Origin of the sequence: Achromobacter sp. SIMBA_011 (assembly GCF_046535435.1) — a bacterium.
GTDB classification, from domain to species: Bacteria; Pseudomonadota; Gammaproteobacteria; order Burkholderiales; family Burkholderiaceae_B; genus Achromobacter; species Achromobacter dolens.
This window is the reverse complement of sequence record NZ_JAWRWN010000006.1, coordinates 214391-233194: the sequence shown is the minus strand read 5'-3', so window position 1 is coordinate 233194 and position 18804 is coordinate 214391. Positions and strand designations below refer to the sequence as shown.

The following is an 18804-nucleotide window of genomic DNA, read 5'->3' as shown; positions in this document are numbered from 1 at the left end:
AGGGAGCGAGCGACGATATCGCTCCCTGGTGACATCTAGATGACTAGAGCGCGCTGGGCGCAATCCAGCCGCGCCGGTTTCGGTGATAGTCTTGGGCCTCACCAGGGGGAATCAATGCGCGTCTTACCGTTCAAGCTTGCCGTCGCGAGCGCCTGCCTGTCGCTGTCGGGATGCGTGGCCACCGCGCCGGTCGCGCAGCAGCCGCGCGCGGACGAGATTCCGATGTATGGCGGTGTCGATCGTTCCGCGCCGGCGGTGAAGGCGGCGGATGACAAGCTGATCGCGGACGCGACGAGCGCCTTCGGCTCGCGCGCCAGCGCGGCGCAGGCGTGGGTGGAGCAGGGCTTCCGGTTCTACCAGGCGGACCAACTGGGCATGGCCACGCGGCGCTTCAACCAGGCCTGGCTGATGAATCCGGACAATCCCGGCGTCTACACGGGATTCGCGGCGGTGCTGCACGACCAGGACAGGTTCTGCGACGCGATGAAAATGATGGAGAAAGCGCTGGTCCTGAAGCCGCCGTCGTTCCGTGGCATCTATGCCGATGCCGGACGCATCGCCGCGCGTTGCGCGGCGCAGGATCCGACGTTGACCGGCCCGGAGCGCGCGGCCATGATCGCGCGTTCGGATGCCCTGTATCGCAATGGCGAGCGGGTGGAGCCGGACAAGGGCTATCTGTACTACTCGTGGGCCACGGCGTACTACTGGAACGGCCAGTACGCGGATGCCTGGACCATGGTCGCCAAGGCGCGGCAGGCGGGCGGGCGCGGCAATCCGCAGTTCCTGGAGATGCTGCGGGCGAAGATGCCGGAGCCCGCGCAGCACTGACGGCGTCGTGGCGCGCGCATGCAACTGCGTTATCCTGCACCTCATCATGATGAGAGCACTGTGGCTGATCCTGGGTTGCGCGATGCTGGCGCTGGGCGTGATCGGCGCCTTCCTGCCGGTGATGCCGACGACGATTTTCCTGATCCTGGCGGTGGGCTGCTTTTCGCGTTCGTCCCCGCGCCTGGAGCGTTGGCTGCTGGACAGTCCGACGTATGGGCCGTCGCTGCGCGCCTGGCGCGAACAGGGCGCGGTGTCGCGCAAGGGCAAATGCTATGCGTCGCTCGGCATGGCGGTGGGTTATGGCCTGTTCTGGTGGGGCGCGAAGCCGTCGCTTTGGCTTGCATCCGGCGTGGGGCTGTTTTTCCTTGCAAGCGCCGCTTATGTGCTGACGCGTCCCCGGCCGCAACCGCTTGATTCCGAAATGAAAACCCGCGTCGATCGGGATGGCCCGGCGGCAGGCGCCTGAGGCCTTATTGAAAGCTGGCGACGCGCGTAACGCGTCGAAACCAACCTGACTTTGCCGCCTGCCTTGGCGGGTGTCTTTCTCTGCTTAAATGGCTTGCAGCGCCGCCGGGCCGGCGGGTGTGTCGCCCGCCCGGCCCTGTGGGCGCGCGAGGAAGATCCATGCATATCAAACGACGAGAACTCCTGTTGGCCGGCCTTTCAAGCGCCGCGTTGGGCATGATGACCGAACCGGCGATGGCCATCGCTGCGCCCAGCGGCCAGCAAAGCATCGACCTGTGGCCGGACAATCGCGCACCTGGCGGACCCGGTCCGCAAGAGGCCGAGAAGGTCAGCGCCAAGGGCTCGGTCACGCGGGTGTCGCAGCCACGGCTGGTGGTGTACCGGCCGGAGCGTCCCAACGGTAGCGCGATGCTGGTGATCGCGGGCGGCGGCTATGCCCACATCGAGCGGGGCACGGAAAGCACACCCGCCAGCCTGTGGCTGCAGTCGCAGGGCGTGACCGCCTTTGAACTGGTGTACCGCCTGCCCGGCGAGCATTGGCCCGCCGTGGCGCCGCTGCAGGACGGCCAGCGCGCCATGCGCGTGATCCGCGCGTCGGCGCAGGCGTTCGGCCTGGATACCGGACATATTGGCGTGCTGGGGTTTTCCGCGGGCGGCCATCTGGCGGGCATGACCGCCGCCACCCCGGGCGTGGCGCGCTACCAGCCGGTCGACGAGGCCGACAAGCTGTCGTCGAGGCCCGACTTTGCCGGGCTGATCTATCCGGTGTTGACGTTCATGCCGCCGTTCGACCATACCCATGCGCGCCGTTCGATCGTCGGCGACCACCCCTCCGCCGAGCAGAGCGCGGCGTTCTCGGTGGACCATCTGGCGACGGCGCAGATGCCGCCGACCTTCCTGGCGCAGGCGCAGGACGATCCGATCGCGCCGGTGGACAACAGCCTGCTGATGTTCGGCGCGTTGAGGCGCCTGGGCGTGCCGGCCGAGATGCATATTTTCGCGGCCGGCAAGCACGGCTGGGGCATGGGCAAGCCGGGCTCGCTGGTGCATGCGTGGCCCGCCCTGTTCACGCAATGGGCGGCGTTCAATCAGTTCTTCAAGGCTTGACGCCCGCTGTCAGTGCGAGTGGCGCGGGTCGCCGCGGGTCTCGACCACCTTCAGGTACAGCGTCGCCGGCTCCAGGCAGCCGCCGGTGGACAACTGGCCCACCAGTTGCCGGTAGAGTTCCTGCCACGGCGTCTGTGCCGCTGGCGGCTGATAGGGCGGGTCCTGCCGGCGCCGTTCCATTTCGGCCTCGTCCACCAGCGCGATCACGCTGCGCTGGTTCAGGTCGACGCGGATGCGGTCGCCGGTGCGCAGCAGGGCCAGGCCGCCGCCCACCGCGGCCTCGGGCGACATGTTCAGGATCGACGGGCTGGCCGAGGTGCCGCTCTGGCGGCCATCGCCCAGGCAGGGCAGTGAGTCGATGCCGCGCTTGATCAGGTGCGAGGGCGGCGCCATGTTGACGACTTCGGCGCTGCCGGGGTAGCCAACCGTGCCGGCGCCGCGGATGACCAGAATGCAGTGTTCGTCGATGTTCAGCGCGGGGTCCTCGATGCGCGCGTGGTAATCCTCCGGGCCCTCGAACACGATGGCGCGCGCCTCGAAGGCGTTCTCGTCGCCGGGCGCGGACAGATAGGCACGGCGGAACGCTTCGCCCACCACCGACATCTTGATGACCGCGCTGTCGAAGAAATTGCCGGAAAGCACGATGAAGCCGGCGCGATGCTTGAGGGGCGCGTCGCAGCCACGGATGACGTCCGTGTCGTGCGTCTTGGCGTTGGCCGCGATTTCGCCCATGGTCTTGCCGGACACGGTGGCGCATTCGGCGTGCAGGCGGCCGGCGACCAGCAATTCGTGCATCACGGCGGGGACGCCGCCGGCGCGGTGGAAGCCTTCGCCCAGGTGTTCGCCGGCGGGCACGCAGTTCACCAGGAGCGGCACGTCTTCGCCCAGCCGCTGCCAGTCGTCCAGGCTCAGGTCGATGCCGGCATGGCGCGCCATGGCGATCAGGTGCGGCGGACAGTTGCTGGACGCGCCCAGCGCCGAGGCCACGACAATCGCGTTTTCGAAGGCCTCGCGCGTCAGGATATGGGACGGGCGCAAGTCCTCGCGCACCATGTCGCAGATGCGCAGGCCGGTGGCGTAGGCCATCTGACCGCGTTCGCGATAGGGCGCCGGGATGCTGGCGCAGGTGGGCAGCGACATGCCCAGCGCCTCGGCCAGCGAGTTCATGGACAGCGCAGTGCCCATGGTGTTGCAGTGGCCCACCGACGGCGAAGACGCCGTGGCCAGCGTCATGAAGCCCTCGTAGTCCAGCTTGCCCGCCGCCATCAGGTTGCGGGCGTGCCAGATGACCGTGCCGGAGCCGACCCGTTGGCCGTCGTGCCAGCCGTCCAGCATGGGGCCGCCCGACAGCACGATGGCGGGAATGTCGACGGTGGCCGCCGCCATCAGGCAGGCGGGCGTGGTCTTGTCGCAGCCGGTGGTCAGCACCACGCCGTCCAGCGGATAGCCGTGCAGGATCTCGACCAGGCCCAGGTAGGCCAGGTTGCGGTCCAGCGCCGCGGTCGGGCGCCGGCCCTGTTCGGCCAGCGGATGCACCGGGAACTCCATCGGGATGCCGCCGGCGTCGCGGATGCCGGCCTTGACGCGCTCCGCCAGCGCCAGGTGGTGGCGGTTGCAGGGCGCCAGGTCGCTGCCGGTCTGGGCGATGCCGATGATGGGGCGGCCCGATTGCAGTTCCTGGCGCGTCAGGCCGTAGTTCAGGTAGCGCTCGACGTAGATCGCCGTCATGTCGGCGTGGGCGGGATCGTCGAACCATTTCTGGCTGCGCAGCTTGCGGGGAGTGTCGGTCATGGGTGCCTCGTGTGCTTCGGTGATGCGTGGCGCGCCGGAGGGCACGCCGGGGACCTAATTGCGTGCCTTGCTGATCTCGGTGTTCAGTTGCCGGACCAGGTCCGGGCCGAGTTCCTGGGTGTACTTGTCGACCACGGGCTGCACCTTCTCGCGCATCCGCGCCACCTCCTCGGGCGACACGGTGTTGATCTTCATGCCGGCCTGTTCCAGCGTGCCCATCGCCTTGAGCGAATCGGCGCGGCTGTCCTTGCGCTCGAAATCGCGCGAGGCCTCGGCGGCCTGGCGCACCAGCTTTTGTTCGTCGGGCGACAGCTTGTCCCACCATTTCTTGGAGGCCATCACCACCCAGGGCGTGTAGACGTGGCGGGTGATGGTCAGGTAGGGCTGCACCTCGTAGAACTTGCTGCTCTGGATGGTGGTGATGGGGTTTTCCTGGCCATCGACCGTGCGCGTTTCCAGCGCCGTGAACAATTCCGAGAACGGCATCGGCACCGCGTTCGCGCCCAGGGTGTTGAAGACGCCCAGCGCGATCTGGTTCTGCATCACGCGCAGTTTGATGCCTTGCATGTCCTCGGCGCGCACGATGGGGTGCTTGGAGTTGGTCATGTTGCGAAAGCCGTTTTCCCAATACACCAGCCCCACCAGGCCCTTGGCTTCCAGCTTCTTGAGCAGGTCCTGCCCAAGCTGCCCATCGAGCACCGCATCGGCTTCCTTTTCGCTGTTGAACAGGAACGGCAGGTCGAACACGCCAAATTCCTTGACCATGCCGGCCAGCGGCGCGGTGGAGCCGACCATCATTTCCTGCGCGCCGCCGACCAGCGCGCCCTGCATCTGTTCGTCCGAGCCGAGGTTGGCCGAGCCGAAGGTCTTCATCTTGAGCTTGCCGCCGCTGATCTTCTCCAGCTCCTGCGCCAGATGGCGCGCGGCGCGGCCCTGCACGCTGTCCTCGTTCAGGCCGTAGCCGAAGCGGATCAGGCGCGGCTTGACGTCGGCGGCCGCGGCGGCCCCGGCGAAGGCGCAGGACAGCGCCGTGGCGAGCACGACGAGGCGGGTCTTGAAACGGATGTTCATGGTTGTTCCTCCTTGGCTTCTTCTGAATGGCGCCGGGTCGGCGCCTCTGTGTACGGGCCTCAGTGCATCCAGCTCGCGGGGACGGTGATCAGTTCGGGGAAGATCACCAGCAGTACCAGCAGCAGCGTGTAGGCCACGACGTAGCGCCACACGCCCCTGCAGATGGTTTCCATGTTGATGCGGGCGACGCCGCAGACCACGTTGAGCACCGTGCCGACCGGCGGCGTGAGCAGGCCGACGCAGCCCACCATGACGAACATGACGCCGAAATACACCGGGTCGATGCCGGCCTGGGTGACGACCGGCATGAGCACCGGCGCCAGGATCAGGATGGTGGGCGTCAGGTCCATGACCGTGCCGACCAGTGTCAGCAGCACCAGCAGCGCGAACATCAGCAGCTTGGGATGGTCCAGCACCGGTTCCAGCAGCGCGATCAGGTCCTGCGGCATGTCGGCCAGGGTGATCATGTAGGACGACACCATGGCGGCGGCCACCAGGAACATGACCACGGCGGTGGTGCGGGCGGCGTTGATGAACAGCGGCAGCAGGTGGCGCAGGCCGATCTCGCGATAGACGAACAGGCTGATCAGCAGCGCGTAGACGGCGGCCACCACCGCCGCTTCGGTGGGGGTGAAGATGCCGCCGCGCAGGCCGCCGATGATGATGACGGGCAGCAGCAGCGCCCAGGCCGATTCGCGCAGCGCCCGCAGCCGGGCGCTCCAGGGCTGGCGCGGCGCGGGCTTGATGGCGCCGTGCTTGCGCGCCACCCAGGTCCACACCGCCACCAGTGTCATGCCCATCATCAGGCCGGGGGCGATGCCGGCGAAGAACAGCTTGGTGATGGAGACGTTGGTGGCGACGCCGAAGATGATGAACGAGATCGACGGCGGGATGATCGGCGCGATGATGCCGCCTGCGGCAATCAGCCCCGAGGCCTGGCCGGCGTCGTAGCCTTTCTCGCGCAGCATCGGGATCAGCAGCGATCCGAGCGCGGCGGCGTCGGCCACGGCCGAGCCGGAAAGCGCCGCCAGCAGCACGCTGGCGAAGATCGCGACGTAGCCCAGCCCGCCCTGGATATGGCCGACGAACATGCTGGCCAGGTTGACGATGCGGCGCGAGATGCCGCCGGCGTTCATCAGTTCGCCGGCCAGCATGAACAGCGGCACCGCCATCAGCGTGAAGCTGTTGGCGCCCGACAGCATGTTCTGCGCCAGGATCTGGGTGTCGAAGAAATCGAGTTGGAACATCATGGCGATCGCGCTCAATAGCAGCGCGAACGCGATCGGCATGCCCAGGGCGATGAAGCCGAGCAGCACCAGCAGGAAGACGGTCAGGATCATGTGGGCGGGTCCGAGCGAGGGGCGGGGAAGGGTCAGACCAGCGGGTCTTCGGGGCTGGATTCGGCGGGCAACGGGCCCCCGGCCAGCACGCGGATCAGGTCGACCAGGGTCAACAGCCCCATCGCGACGGCCGCATAGAGCGCGGCGGCGTTGAATACCGCCAGTGGCATCCCGGTCACCGGCAGGCGGGTGTCCAGGCCGATCACGGTCTGTGCCCAGCCGCCATCGGCCAGCAGCCACAGCATCCACAGCACCAGCAATTGGCAGACGACGTGCGAGACACGGCGGGCGGCGGGGCCGAAGCGGTCCACCAGCATCGTGACGCCGATGTGCTGGTGGTCGCGCAACGCCAGCACCGAACCCAGGAAGATCATCCAGACGAAGGCCAGGCGGGAGATTTCGTCGGACACGTTGATACCGGAATTGAACAGGTAGCGCATGGCGACATTGCCGAACAGCAACACCACCATGACCACCAGGCAGGCGGCCATCAGCCAGGTCTGCAACCTGGCGCACCAGTCGGCCGCGCGCGCCAACGGGGCGACGCCGGGCCGCCCCTTGGGGGAACCATGCATGCTTGTCTCCTCTCCGTTTTCCGGAATTCTTATGGATATCGCGAGGCTGATGTTAGCGCTAACATTTTTGGTTTGGCAAGCCCCGATCTTTAGGTCAGACTACGTGCTCGCCAACCGCTCAGAACGGCCGATGTCCATCCGAAAGCCCCGCAGCACCCGCGCCGGGCGCGTGACCATGCAAGAGGTCGCGCGCCGTGCCGGGGTCAGCGCGATCACCGTGTCGCGCGCCTTGCGCACCCCCGACAAGGTGGCCGAGGCCGTGCGCCAGCGCATCGCCGAGGTCTGCCAGGAACTCGGTTACGTGCCCAACCACGCGGCCAGTGCGCTGGCGTCGGCGCGCTCGCAGACCATCGTGGTGCTGATCCCGTCATTGAGCAACGTGGTGTTCGTCGACATCATCAGCGGCATCAAGGAAGTGCTGGACGAGCAGGGCTACCACCTGCTGATCGGCGTCACCGGGTATTCGCCCGATGCCGAGGAGGCGCTGCTGCGCAAGTACCTGCAGCACCTGCCCGATGGCCTGATCCTGACCGGCATCGACCACAACCCGGGGGTTTGGGAACTGCTGCGGGCGCAGGGCATGCCCACGGTCCACACCATCGAGACGCTCGAAGGCAGCGATGGCATGAGCGTCGGGTTTTCTCAGTTCGAGTCTGGCTATGCCGCCGGCCGCCACCTGGTCGAACGCGGCCGCAAGCGCATCGGCATCGTCGGCGCCCAGCTCGATCCGCGCTCGCTGCGGCGCTGCGAAGGCTGCCGCCAGGCGTTGCGCGACGCCGGCCTGTACGATCCGGCGCTGGAGATCATGACGCCCGAGAAGTCGTCGATCGCGCTGGGGGCGGCGCTGCTGGAAACGCTGCTGGCCGGACATCCCGATTGCGACGCGGTGTTTTTCTGCAATGACGACCTGGCGCAGGGCGCGGTGTTCCAGTGCGGCCGCCTGGGCGTGAGCGTGCCGGACCAGATGGCGCTGGTCGGCTTCCACGATTTCGCGGGCACGGCCTGGACCACGCCGCCGCTGTCGACCATCGCCACGCCGCGCTACGAGATCGGCCGCGAGGCGGCGCTCTTGCTGATGCGCCACCTGGCCGGCCAGCCCATCGAGCAACCCCACATCGACCTGGGCTTCACGCTGGTGCGGCGCGAAACCACCTGATTCCGCCTCAGCCGGCGCGGCGCAGCGCCAGGAACACGCCGGACGCCATGATCATGGCGATGCCGGTCAGCGCCAGCGCGTCGGGCGGACGCTGGAACCAGAAGGTGCTGAAGGCCACCGCCAGCAGCAATTGGAAGTAGTTCAGCGGCGCCAGCGTGGCCGCCGCGACGCGTTGGAACGCGGCAATGAGCAGGATCTGCGCCAGTCCGCTGCAGGCGCCCAGGCCCACGATCAAGGCCATGTCCGTCAGGTCGGGCCAGGGGTCCGGCAGGAAGAACGGCGCGGGCAGGGCGGTGACAATCAGGCAGATGAAGGCGGTGTAGGCGTATTGCACCGGTCCGGCCACCTTGCCAGACAGCTTGCGGGTCAGCACCTGGAAGATGGCGTAGCTGATCGCCGAGACCGCCATCAGCAGCGTGCCCAGCGCAGGCAGATCGGCGCCCGGCCGCACGATCAGCAGCATGCCGGCGAAGCCGGCCGCCACCGCCATCCATTGCACCGGCCGCACCCGTTCGCCCAGCAGCCAGGGCGACAGCGCGACCATGATGAGGGGCGAGGTGAAGTAGATCGCCGTGGCCTCGGACAGCGGCATCCAGATCAGCGCCGTCATGAAGCAGGTGCCGACGGTGGCCAGCATCAGGCCGCGCAGGATCAGCAGGGGCTTTTGCGGCGCGGCGCGCAGGTCGGGCCAGCCATGGCGCCACAGCAGCCCCAGCGCCAGCGTCGCCACGGCGAGATAGCGCATGATGTTCAGGAACGGCGCCGGGTAGCGCATCAGCATCTGCTTGGAGCCGGCGTCGAAAGTGGCGAAGGCCACCAGCGCCGCGAAGAACAGCAGGATGCCGGCCCGCCGTGAACCGGCGGCCGGGATGGCGCCGGGCGCCGTGGCGGAGGTGATGGCCATGGCGGGGTTCAGGCGCGGGCCAGGCCTTGCAGGAATGCGTCCAGCGCCGGGCCGATGGCCTGCACCATGTAGCCGCCTTCCTGCACCACCACCGTGGGCACGCCCAGGCTGGCCACGCGCGCGCCGATGTCGCGGTAGGCGTCGATGTCCAGTTTCAGGACGCTGATGGGATCGTCCTTGTAAGTGTCGAACCCCAGCGCCAGCACCAGCGCCTGCGGCCCGTAGCCGGCCAGCGCCGCCAGCGCCGTGTCCAGCGCCCGCAGGAACGGGTCGTTGCCGGCGCCGTGAGGCAGCGGCAGGTTGAGATTGCAGCCTTCGCCGGCGCCGTGGCCGCGTTCGTGCGCATAGCCGGTGTAGAACGGGTAGTAGCCGGCGGGATCGGCATGCAGCGACACCGTCATGACGTCGGCGCGCTGGTAGAAGATGTTCTGGGTGCCGTCGCCATGGTGCGCGTCGACGTCCAGCACCGCCACTTTGGACCAGCTCTGCAACAGCCGGGCGGCGGCGGCCGCGCTGCTGTTCAGGTAGCAGAAGCCGCCGGCGCGGTCGCGATGGGCGTGATGGCCCGATGGCCGGCACAGGGCATAGGCCGCGCCGCCGTTGGCGGCCACGTGCTCGGCCGCGGCCACCGCGCTGTGGGTGGAGCGCAACGCCGAGCGCCAGGTGTGCGGGCCGATAGGGCAGGACAGGTCGCTCAGGTAGTAGCCGGTCTGCGCCACGATCGACGGCGACGGGCAGGGGCCGCGCCCGGCCGCTTCGACGCGGCCGCTGTAGTAGGGCGACAGGTTCGGCAGCACTTCGGGGCCGGGGTCGACGCCCGGGGCCTTGAGCGCCTGCCAGCGGGCGAAGGCGGTTTCCAGGTAGTCCAGGTAGTCCGCGCTGTGGATGGCCTCGAGCGGCTGGCGGCCGTAGTCGGGCGGCGTCTCGACCGCGATGCCGCGGGCGGCCAGCGCGCCTTGCAGGCTGTGGGCGCGAGAGGGCAGGTCGGTGGGGGCGCTGATGCGGCCCAGCCGCATGAACTGCTGGGGGGTGTGCAGCAGTTGTTCTTCCGAGAAAAACGCCTTCATGGTGTTCCTTTGCGCGTCAGTGCGAGCAGCCGCCGGCGGGGGCTTGCCCCGGCTGCTTGATCTCGATCTCGACGAACACGAATTCGGTGTCGCCCGGGTTGATGACGTTGTGCTCCACGCCCACCGGCCGGTAGTAGGACACGCCGGTGGTGAGCTGGCTGGTGACCTGGCCGTTGGGCGTGTCCAGCAGCAGCGGGCCGGTGGTCTGCGGCACCACCACGTAGTTCATGCCGTGGCGGTGCCAGCCGGTTTCACCGCCGGGCGGAAAGCGCCATTCGGTGACGGTGACCTGCTCGTTGTCGATCTGGACGGTGGGCACGGCGGGCGGGCGTTGCATGCGAGTCTCCTGGTTGGGGTGTGCCGCGAGCGTCGCGGCGGGTCATGCGGTTCACGCCGCGGCCTGCGCCTGGGTCGGATCCCAGTGCTGGCCAGGCACGGCGGCGATGAGTTGTTGCGTGTAGGCGTGCTGCGGGTTGTCGAAGATCTGGCTGGGCGATCCGTATTCCACCACTTTGCCCCGGTGCATGACCAGCACCGAATTGCAGATCTGGGCGGCCACGCGCAGGTCGTGGGTGATGAACACCAGCGCGATCTTCAGCCGCTGCTGCAGGTCGTGCAGCAGTTGCAGCACCTGCGCCTGCACCGACACGTCCAGCGCCGACACCGATTCGTCGGCCACCAGCACCTTGGGCTCCAGCGCCAGGGCGCGGGCGATGCCGATGCGCTGGCGCTGGCCGCCCGAGAACTGGTTGGGGTAGCGGTCGAACGCCGACGGGTCCAGACCCACCAGCGACAGCAGCTCGCGCACGCGAGCCTCGGCCTGGGCGCGCGGCACGCCGTTGGCGACCGGGCCGTCGCTGATGATGCGGCCCACGGTATGGCGCGGGTTGAGCGACGCGAAGGGATCCTGGAAGATCATCTGGATGTCCTTTCGCAGCGGCCGGAAGCGCGACTCCGGCATGGCGGCGATGTCCTGGCCATTGAAGATCAACTGGCCGCCGTTGATGCCGACCAGCTTGAGCAAGCACTTGCCGATGGTCGACTTGCCCGAGCCGGACTCGCCGACGATGCCCAGCGTCTCGCCGCGCCGCACGCTGAAGCTGACGCCGTCGACCGCATGCACCTCGCGCTTGCCGCCCAGCCAGCCATGGCCGACGACGTAGGTCTTTCTCAGGTCCTTCACCTCCAGCACCGGTTGTTCCGGCGTGGCGGCGGCGCGTTCCTCGCTGCGCCGGTGCGGCACCGCCGCGATCAGGCGCTGGGTGTAGGGATGGCGCGGGCGGTTCAGCACCTCCTCGGCCGGGCCCTGTTCGACCAGCACGCCTTTTTCCATCACCGCCACCCGGTGCGCGATCTCGGCCACCACGCCGAAATCATGGGTGACGAACATCACGCCCATGCCCTTTTCCTTCTGGATGCGGGCGATCAGCGCCAGGATCTGGGCCTGGGTGGTGACGTCCAGCGCGGTGGTCGGCTCGTCGGCGATCAGCAGCGCCGGTTCCAGCGCCAGCGCCATGGCGATCATGACGCGCTGGCGCTGGCCGCCCGACAGGCGGAAGGGGTACACGTGGTAGAGCGTGGCCGGATCCGGCAGGCCGACGAAGGCCAGCAGTTCCAGCGTGCGCCGCATGCGTTCCGGACCGGGGTAGGCGTTGTGGACGCGCATGACCTCGTTGATCTGTTCGCCCACCGTCATCAGCGGATTCAGCGCCGATAGCGGTTCCTGGAAGATCATGGCCATGTCCTTGCCGCGCATGCCCTGCAGCGTGGCTTCGTCCTGGCGCAGCAGGTCGGTGCCGCGGAACAGGATGCGGCCCTGTTGCGGCGTCAGGTAGTCGGGCAGCAGGCCCATGATGGCGTTGGCGCTCATGGACTTGCCCGAGCCGGACTCGCCGACGATGCAGAGGATCTCGCCGGCGTGGATGTCGTATGACACGTCCTGCACCGCGAACGGACGGTCGCCGCCGCGGGGCAGGGCGATGCTGAGGTTCTGGATGGACAGCAGGGGCGGGGAAGCGTTCATGCCGGTCTCCTATTCGCCGCGCTTGCGCAGTTGCGGGTTGAGGGCGTCGTTCAGGCCTTCGCCGATCAGGTTGATGGCCAGCACGGTCAGCAGGATGGCCACGCCCGGCCATACGCTCATCCACCAGGCTTCGCGGATCATGGTGCGGGCCGCGCCGATCATGAAGCCCCAGCTCATCTCGTTGCGGTCGCCCAGCCCCAGGAAGGACAGCGACGATTCGGTCAGGATGGCGGTGGCCACCATGAACGAGGCCGAGACGATGATGGGCGACATGGCGTTCGGCAGGATCTGCGTGCCGACGATGCGCGCCGGCGTCTGGCCGATGACGATGGCGGCCTGCACGAATTCGCGCTGCTTGAGCGTCATGAACTCGGATCGAACCAGCCGCGCCGCCGGCGGCCAGGACACCACCGCGATCGCGCCCATGATGGAATACATCGAGGGCCCGAGGATCGCCACCAGCACCACCGCCATCGCCAGTTGCGGGATGGTCTGGAAGAACTCGGTGAAGCGCATCAGCGCGTCGTCGACGCGGCCGCCGCAGTAGCCGGCGATGGCGCCCACGACGATGCCGAACACCAGGGCCACGGCGGTCGACAGCAGGCCCACCATCAGCGAGACCCGCGCGCCCCACACCAGGCCGGCGGTAATGTCGCGGCCCAGCATGTCGGTGCCGAACGGGTAGGCGGCGTCGGTGAAGGGCGGGATCAGCGGATCGGCCACCATCATCCAGGGCGAATCCTCGTACAGCAGCGGCGCGGCCAGGGCCACGATGACCACGGCCAGCACGATGGCCAGTCCGGCCACCGCGCCGTAGTTGCGCATATAGCGTCGGGCGAATTGCTTCATGCCGCGGCTCCTTGCTGCGCGCCCGCGCTGATGCGCGGATCGATCAGGCGGTACAGCACGTCGGTCAACAGGTTGAATACCACCACCATGATCGAGGTCACCAGGAAAATGCCCAGCAGTAGCTGGTAGTCGCGTTGCAGCAGCGCGTCGAACATCAGCCGGCCGATGCCGGGCCAGGCGAACACGGTCTCGGTCAGCACCGCGCCGCCGGCCATCTGGCCGAGCTGGATGCCGGCGAAGGTGATCACCGGCAAGAGCGCGTTGCGCAGCACGTGGGCGCGGATCACGCGGCCGGGGCTGACGCCCTTGGCGCGCGCCGTCTTGACGAAGTCCATGCCGATCACCTCCAGCATCGAGGCACGCGTCAGGCGCACGTACACCGCCATGAAGAAGCAGCCCAGCGTCACCGTCGGCAGGATCAGGTGCTGCGCGATGTCGGCGGCGCGCGCCCAGCCGGTCAGGCCGGCGCCCACGGTTTCCATGCCGAAGGCCGGCAGCCAGCCCAGCACCACCGAGAACAGCAGGATGCCCATCAGCGACAGCCAGAACAGCGGCGTGGCGTACAGCAGCAGGGCGCCGGTCATGACCGAGCTGTCGATCCAGCGGCGCTTGTTGCGGTAGCGCGCCTTGGCCGCGACCACGCCCAGCAGCACGCCCAGCACGATCGAAAAGACGAAGGCGCACGACATCAGCAGGAAGGTGGCGGGCAGGCGTTCGACGATCAGGTCCAGCACCGGCACGTGGTTGCGGTAGGAAAAGCCCAGGTCGAGCTGGACCACGCCCTTCAGGTACAGGAACAACTGCGTCAGCACCGGCTTGTCCAGTCCGAACGCGACGCGCAGTTGCTCGACGTAGGCGGCATCGCCCGCGCCGGCCTGGCCCGCCAGCACGGCGGCGGGGTCGCCGGGCGCCAGGCGGATCAGGAAGAAATTGATGATGACCACGCCCAGCACGACCACCAGGGCCTTGCCGATGCGTGAAACCAGGAAAGACAGGAATTTCATGCTCTGGGTCCTCCGTGGACGGGCGCGGACGTCCGTCGCGCGGCCGGGCGCCGCAAGCGAGCCGGGGTTGGCTGCGCTTGCGGCTTGCGGCGCTTACTTCTCGATGTAGACATCGTCGAACGACTCGTTCAGGCCGATGGCCGTCTTGACCAGGTTCTTGACGTTGGCGCGATATAGCGTGGGGAACTCCATGTCCACCAGGAAGCCGTTGGCGACTTCATTGACCAGCGTGGTCTGCAACTGCGTGTAGAGCGCCTGGCGCTTGGCCGGGTCGACCTCGGACGCGGCGGCTTCCCACTGCTTGTCGGTCTCGGGATTGCTGTAGCCCTGCACGTTGGCGAACGGCGATCCCTTGACGATGTTGGACGAGATGTACAGGCGCTGCACGCCCAGCGCCGGATCGCCGTACTGGTAGGTGAAGTTGGTGGTCAGGTCGAAGTCCCAGTTGCCGGTGCGGCTGGCCCAGCCGCCGGCATCGGTCGATTCCAGGTTGACCTTGAAGCCCAGCTGCTCGAGCGCCTGCTTGGTGTATTCGCCCAGGCGGTCCCAGGTCGAGCCGTACGGGAAGCTCAACTGGCGGATGGTGTAGTCGCCAGGCTTGATGCCCGATTCCTTGATCAGCGCGCGCGCCTTCTTCATGTCGAAGGGCATCGGCGGCATGTTCTTGTCGTAGAACATCTCGGTGGTCACGAACGGGCTGGTCGAGACCTTGCCCAGGCCGAAGAAGATGTTGTTGACCACCATGTTGCGGTTGATCGCGGCCATCACCGCCTGGCGCACCTTCAGGTTGTCGAAGGGCGGCTTGCGCATGTTGAAGATCAGGTAGGCCTGGGGCGAGAACATCTCCCAGCCGGCCGTCGTGTACTCGACCTTGGGCAGGGCGCGCAGGCGCTTGATGTCGACGTTGTCGACGTCGCCGCCGCGCAGTACGTCGACGCTGCCGCGTTCGAACGCCACCGCGCGCGAGGCCGCGTCGGGGATCACGTTGAACACCAGCTCATCCAGGTAGGGCTTGCCGGGTTTCCAGTAATCGGGGTTGCGCGCCAGCTTGATGTATTCGCCGCGCTTCCATTCCTTGAACATGAACGGGCCCGTGCCGATCGGTTTCTGGTTGGCCGGGTTGGTCATGTAGTCGGTGCCGGCGTAGATGTGCTTGGGCATCATCGGCGCGAAGCCCGGCTCGAACATCAGCATGAAGGCCGGGAACGGCGACTTCAGCTTGATGACCACGGTCTTCGGATCGGTGGCCTGCACCGAGTCGACGAACTTGTTCAGGATCACGCGGGCCCGCGCATGGGTCTTGGGCAGCATGTCCGACAGGGTGAAGACCACGTCGTCGGCGGTGAACGGCTTGCCGTCGTGCCACTTGACGTTGTCCTGCAGGTGGAAGGTGTAGGTCAGGCCGTCGCTCGAGGCCTCCCACGACTTGGCCAGGCCCGGTTGCGGCTTGAGATCGGTGGTGTAGGTCAGCAGGCTTTCATAGATCTTGCCGGCGACGAACTGCGTCGGACCCTGCTGGTTGATGGCCGTGACGATCACGGGCGGCTCGGGCTGGACGATCATGTTGAGCGTGCCGCCCTTGGTCTGGGCCAGCGCCTGCGTGGCGGGCAAGGCGGCCGCCAGGATCAGGGCGCCGATGCTGAGGGAGAACCAAGTCTTCGATTTCACTGCGAGCCTCCGGGCTGGAAGAGGGTTGTCAGGTGGCCGCGCGTCACGCGGCGTGTGCCGGCTATGACAAGCAAACCTCGTGCCACCTGTTTCTCGGGGAACTGCGGGGTGGAGCTGCTACAACAATGCTGCGTATGAGTGCAGAGACGGCGCCGCGCACCAATGCGGCGATAGACGAGGTGCACGGCGGCCGCGCTATTGGGTGATGTCGATCCAGGTGGTTTTCAGGTCGCTGTACTTGTCCAGCGCGTGCAGCGATTTGTCGCGGCCGAAGCCCGACTGCTTGACACCGCCGAACGGGACCGTGATGTCGCCGTCGGCATAGCAATTGACCCACACCAGGCCGGCGCGCAGGCGGCGCGACAGGCGATGCGCGCGGCCCAGGTTGGCGGTCCACAGGCCGGCGCCCAGGCCGTACGAGGAATCGTTGGCCAATGCGATGGCTTCGTCTTCCGTACGGAAGCGCTGCGCCGCCAGCACCGGGCCGAAGATCTCCTCGCGGATCAACGCGCTGGAGGCGTCGGCGCAATCGAAGATGGTGGGCTCGATATAGAAGCCGCCGCTGTCGGTGTGCAACTGGCGTCCGCCGATGCGCAGCGTCGCGCCCTCGGCCTGGCCAGCCGCGATGCGCGCCATCACCGAGCGCGTCTGGCGTTCGTCGACCATGGCGCCCAGCGCCGTGGCCGGATCCAGCGGATTACCCGGCCGCATCTCGGCGGCATGCCTGGCCACCTTCTCCATGAAGGCGTCGTAGATGGCGTCGTGCACGTAGAGGCGCGAGCCGGCGATACACACTTCGCCCTGGTTCGAGAAGATCGCCAGCGCGGCGATCAGCGCGGCGCGATCCAGGTCGGGGCAGTCCTCGAAGACGATATGGGGAGACTTGCCGCCGCATTCGAGCCACACGCGCTTCAGGTTCGATTCGCCCGAGTAGCTCATGAAGCGCTTGCCGGTCGCGGTGGAGCCGGTGAAGGCCACGCAGTCCACGTCCGGATGCAGGCCCAGCGCGCTGCCGGCGACCGGACCGGTGCCGGGCACCACATTGAACACGCCGGCGGGAATGCCGGCCTGCTCGGCCAGCGCCGCCAGCCGCAATGCGCTCAACGACGACTGCTCGGCCGGCTTGAGGATCACGCTGTTGCCCGCGGCCAGTGCCGGCGCGACCTTCCAGGCCGCCATCAGCAACGGATAGTTCCAGGGAACCACGGCGGCCACCACGCCGAGCGGTTCGCGCGTGACCGTGGCCAGGGCATTGCCGCCCGTCGGCGCGATCTCGTCGTAGCGCTTGTCGATGGCCTCGCCATACCAGGCGTAGCAATGCGCGGTTTCGGGCAGGTCGAAGGCCAGCGCGTCGCGGATCGGCTTGCCCATGTCCAGGGTCTCGATCAGCGCCAGCTCTTCGCTGTGTTCCGTGATGAGCTGCGCCAGTCGCACCAGGCGCGTCTTGCGCTCGCGCGGCGCCAGGCCGGACCAGACGCCGGCCTCGAAGGCGCGGCGGGCGGCCGCCACGGCGCGGTCGACATCGGCCTTGCCGCAGGCGGCCACATCGGCCAGCTTGCGGCCGTCGATCGGGCTGGTTGCCGCGAAGGTGGCGCCGTCGGCGGCGTCGGCGTAGGCGCCATCGATGTAGGCCTGGCCGCGCAGCGTCAGCGCAGCGGCGCGGGCTTGCCAGTAGTCGAGGGTATGCAGGGTCATGACGAGGTCCTCGGTTCAGCGCGCGGCGTTGGCGCGGGCCACCATGGCGTCCAGCAGCACGTTGCAGCCGGCTTCCAGGTGCGCGGGCTGCGCGTCTTCGATTTCGTTGTGGCTGATGCCGTCCTTGCACGGCACGAAGATCATGGCGGTGGGCGCCACCGCCGCCATGTAGACGGCGTCGTGGCCGGCGCCGGTGACGATGTCCATGGCCGGCAGGCCGCGACGCGCGGCGCCCTGGCGCACCTTCTCCACCAGATCGGGATCGAACGGGGTGGGGCGGAAGTACTGCACGTCCTTCACGTCCACCTGCACGCCGTGCCTGTCGGCGATCTCGCGGCAGGCCTCGCGCCATTGCTGGTCCATGCGCGTGAGCGTGGCCTCGTCCTCATGGCGCAGGTCGGTGGTGAAGCGCACCTGGCCCGGAATCACGTTGCGAGAGCCCGGGTGGGCATGGATCTCGCCCACCGTGCCGCGCCCGTGCGGCTGGTGCGCGTTGGCGATGTTGACCACGGCCTGCAGCAGATAGCTGGCGGCGAACAGCGCGTCGCGGCGGATGCCCATGGGCGTGGGGCCGGCATGCATCTCCATGCCGGTCACGGTGACGTCGTACCAGCGCAGGCCGAGCGAACCGGTCACCGCGCCGATCACTTTTTCTTCGTGCTCCAGGATCGGACCCTGCTCGATGTGAGCCTCGAAATAGGCATCCACCGGGCGGCCGCCGACCGGTTCCGTGCCCGCGTAGCCGATGGCCTGCAGCTCGTCGCGCACCGCCAGTCCCTTGGCGTCGCGCGCGCTCAGCGCCGTCTCCAGCGAGAACTTGCCGGCGAACACGCCCGACCCCATCATCACCGGCACGAAGCGCGAGCCTTCCTCGTTGGTCCAGATGGCCAGCTCCAGCGGCGCCTCCGTCTGCACGCCGGCATCGTTCAGCGTGCGCATCACTTCCAGGCCGGCCAGCACGCCGAAGCAGCCGTCGAACTTGCCGCCGGTGGGCTGCGTGTCGATGTGGCTGCCGGTCATCACCGGGGGCAGCGCGTCGTTGCGGCCGGCGCGGCGCGCGAAGATATTGCCCACCTGGTCCACGCGGATCGTCAGGCCGGCGTCGCGCATCCAGCCGGTGACCAGATCGCGGCCCTGGCCGTCGAGCGCGGTCAGGGCCAGGCGGCAGTTGCCGCCCTTGGGCGTGGCGCCGATCTCGGCCAGATCCATCAGGGATTGCCAGAGCCGGTTGCCGTTGACGGACAGGGATGAAGTCATGGGG

Annotated in this window: 17 protein-coding genes; 4 read left to right on the top strand and 13 right to left on the bottom strand. The window is 67.9% G+C overall.

The features are described 5' to 3' along the window. Positions 1 to 114: 114 nt before the first annotated feature. From SB816_RS21045 to SB816_RS21035, 3 genes are all read left to right on the top strand, one after another. On the top strand, positions 115 to 828 hold the full coding sequence (locus SB816_RS21045; protein ID WP_054503880.1) for a hypothetical protein: 714 nt from the start codon (positions 115 to 117) through the stop codon (positions 826 to 828). A gap of 46 nt (positions 829 to 874) precedes the next feature. After that, positions 875 to 1294 (top strand): YbaN family protein, encoded by a 420-nt coding sequence (locus SB816_RS21040; protein ID WP_410547477.1) that lies wholly within the window; start codon positions 875 to 877, stop codon positions 1292 to 1294. A 158-nt stretch (positions 1295 to 1452) separates the two neighbouring features. After that, entirely contained in the window at positions 1453 to 2400 is a 948-nt protein-coding gene (locus SB816_RS21035; RefSeq protein WP_410547476.1) for an alpha/beta hydrolase, read from the top strand. A 9-nt stretch (positions 2401 to 2409) separates the two neighbouring features. On the opposite strand, the gene SB816_RS21030 is transcribed toward SB816_RS21035, so the two are convergent. Genes SB816_RS21030 through SB816_RS21015 form a run of 4 tightly spaced genes read right to left on the bottom strand, consistent with a single transcriptional unit; the run spans position 2410 to position 7177 of the window. Next, entirely contained in the window at positions 2410 to 4191 is a 1782-nt protein-coding gene (locus SB816_RS21030) for an IlvD/Edd family dehydratase (protein ID WP_054503878.1), read from the bottom strand. A gap of 54 nt (positions 4192 to 4245) precedes the next feature. Next, positions 4246 to 5262, bottom strand: a complete 1017-nt coding sequence (locus SB816_RS21025; RefSeq protein ID WP_269873634.1) for a TRAP transporter substrate-binding protein — start codon at positions 5260 to 5262, stop codon at positions 4246 to 4248. A 59-nt stretch (positions 5263 to 5321) separates the two neighbouring features. Then, positions 5322 to 6602 carry a TRAP transporter large permease gene (locus tag SB816_RS21020; RefSeq protein ID WP_054503876.1) on the bottom strand — a complete coding sequence of 427 codons (1281 nt, stop codon included), beginning with the start codon at positions 6600 to 6602 and terminating at the stop codon, positions 5322 to 5324. Positions 6603 to 6634: 32 nt separating this feature from the next. Next, positions 6635 to 7177, bottom strand: coding sequence for a TRAP transporter small permease (locus tag SB816_RS21015; protein WP_116793103.1), 543 nt, complete (start codon positions 7175 to 7177; stop codon positions 6635 to 6637). Between the two features lie 130 nt (positions 7178 to 7307). On the opposite strand from SB816_RS21015, the gene SB816_RS21010 reads away from it, so the two are divergent. Then, positions 7308 to 8333: a LacI family DNA-binding transcriptional regulator gene (locus tag SB816_RS21010; RefSeq protein WP_410547475.1), complete on the top strand. Its 1026-nt coding sequence runs from the start codon at positions 7308 to 7310 to the stop codon at positions 8331 to 8333. A 7-nt stretch (positions 8334 to 8340) separates the two neighbouring features. Here the strand turns inward: SB816_RS21010 and SB816_RS21005 are convergent, their stop codons facing one another. From SB816_RS21005 to SB816_RS20965, 9 genes are all read right to left on the bottom strand, one after another. Further along, entirely contained in the window at positions 8341 to 9237 is an 897-nt protein-coding gene (locus SB816_RS21005; RefSeq protein WP_054503873.1) for a DMT family transporter, read from the bottom strand. 8 nt (positions 9238 to 9245) lie between these two features. Beyond that, entirely contained in the window at positions 9246 to 10304 is a 1059-nt protein-coding gene (locus SB816_RS21000) for a histone deacetylase family protein (RefSeq protein WP_410547474.1), read from the bottom strand. A gap of 16 nt (positions 10305 to 10320) precedes the next feature. After that, entirely contained in the window at positions 10321 to 10641 is a 321-nt protein-coding gene (locus SB816_RS20995; RefSeq protein WP_269873626.1) for a cupin domain-containing protein, read from the bottom strand. A gap of 51 nt (positions 10642 to 10692) precedes the next feature. Next, positions 10693 to 12327 carry an ABC transporter ATP-binding protein gene (locus SB816_RS20990; protein ID WP_410547473.1) on the bottom strand — a complete coding sequence of 545 codons (1635 nt, stop codon included), beginning with the start codon at positions 12325 to 12327 and terminating at the stop codon, positions 10693 to 10695. A 9-nt stretch (positions 12328 to 12336) separates the two neighbouring features. Further along, the gene (locus SB816_RS20985) at positions 12337 to 13176 is read right to left on the bottom strand and encodes an ABC transporter permease (RefSeq protein WP_006387977.1); all 840 of its coding nucleotides are present in this window, start codon (positions 13174 to 13176) and stop codon (positions 12337 to 12339) included. Beyond that, positions 13173 to 14180, bottom strand: coding sequence for an ABC transporter permease (locus SB816_RS20980; RefSeq protein ID WP_006387978.1), 1008 nt, complete (start codon positions 14178 to 14180; stop codon positions 13173 to 13175). Before SB816_RS20980 ends, SB816_RS20985 begins: the two co-directional genes overlap by 4 nt. A gap of 93 nt (positions 14181 to 14273) precedes the next feature. Further along, positions 14274 to 15848: an ABC transporter substrate-binding protein gene (locus tag SB816_RS20975; protein ID WP_054503869.1), complete on the bottom strand. Its 1575-nt coding sequence runs from the start codon at positions 15846 to 15848 to the stop codon at positions 14274 to 14276. Between the two features lie 195 nt (positions 15849 to 16043). Beyond that, the gene (locus SB816_RS20970) at positions 16044 to 17543 is read right to left on the bottom strand and encodes an aldehyde dehydrogenase (protein WP_064523307.1); all 1500 of its coding nucleotides are present in this window, start codon (positions 17541 to 17543) and stop codon (positions 16044 to 16046) included. 15 nt (positions 17544 to 17558) lie between these two features. Next, entirely contained in the window at positions 17559 to 18800 is a 1242-nt protein-coding gene (locus SB816_RS20965; protein ID WP_064523310.1) for a Zn-dependent hydrolase, read from the bottom strand. Positions 18801 to 18804: the final 4 nt, after the last annotated feature.

What these genes read in the sequence shown, in the direction of transcription:
- SB816_RS21045 (WP_054503880.1), top strand. Translation starts at nt 115, where the DNA reads ATGCGCGTCTTACCGTTCAAGCTTGCCGTCGCGAGCGCCTGCCTGTCG.
- SB816_RS21040 (WP_410547477.1), top strand. Translation starts at nt 875, where the DNA reads ATGATGAGAGCACTGTGGCTGATCCTGGGTTGCGCGATGCTGGCGCTG.
- SB816_RS21035 (WP_410547476.1), top strand. Translation starts at nt 1,453, where the DNA reads ATGCATATCAAACGACGAGAACTCCTGTTGGCCGGCCTTTCAAGCGCC.
- SB816_RS21030 (WP_054503878.1), bottom strand. Translation starts at nt 4,191, where the DNA reads ATGACCGACACTCCCCGCAAGCTGCGCAGCCAGAAATGGTTCGACGAT.
- SB816_RS21025 (WP_269873634.1), bottom strand. Translation starts at nt 5,262, where the DNA reads ATGAACATCCGTTTCAAGACCCGCCTCGTCGTGCTCGCCACGGCGCTG.
- SB816_RS21020 (WP_054503876.1), bottom strand. Translation starts at nt 6,602, where the DNA reads ATGATCCTGACCGTCTTCCTGCTGGTGCTGCTCGGCTTCATCGCCCTG.
- SB816_RS21015 (WP_116793103.1), bottom strand. Translation starts at nt 7,177, where the DNA reads ATGCATGGTTCCCCCAAGGGGCGGCCCGGCGTCGCCCCGTTGGCGCGC.
- SB816_RS21010 (WP_410547475.1), top strand. Translation starts at nt 7,308, where the DNA reads ATGTCCATCCGAAAGCCCCGCAGCACCCGCGCCGGGCGCGTGACCATG.
- SB816_RS21005 (WP_054503873.1), bottom strand. Translation starts at nt 9,237, where the DNA reads ATGGCCATCACCTCCGCCACGGCGCCCGGCGCCATCCCGGCCGCCGGT.
- SB816_RS21000 (WP_410547474.1), bottom strand. Translation starts at nt 10,304, where the DNA reads ATGAAGGCGTTTTTCTCGGAAGAACAACTGCTGCACACCCCCCAGCAG.
- SB816_RS20995 (WP_269873626.1), bottom strand. Translation starts at nt 10,641, where the DNA reads ATGCAACGCCCGCCCGCCGTGCCCACCGTCCAGATCGACAACGAGCAG.
- SB816_RS20990 (WP_410547473.1), bottom strand. Translation starts at nt 12,327, where the DNA reads ATGAACGCTTCCCCGCCCCTGCTGTCCATCCAGAACCTCAGCATCGCC.
- SB816_RS20985 (WP_006387977.1), bottom strand. Translation starts at nt 13,176, where the DNA reads ATGAAGCAATTCGCCCGACGCTATATGCGCAACTACGGCGCGGTGGCC.
- SB816_RS20980 (WP_006387978.1), bottom strand. Translation starts at nt 14,180, where the DNA reads ATGAAATTCCTGTCTTTCCTGGTTTCACGCATCGGCAAGGCCCTGGTG.
- SB816_RS20970 (WP_064523307.1), bottom strand. Translation starts at nt 17,543, where the DNA reads ATGACCCTGCATACCCTCGACTACTGGCAAGCCCGCGCCGCTGCGCTG.
- SB816_RS20965 (WP_064523310.1), bottom strand. Translation starts at nt 18,800, where the DNA reads ATGACTTCATCCCTGTCCGTCAACGGCAACCGGCTCTGGCAATCCCTG.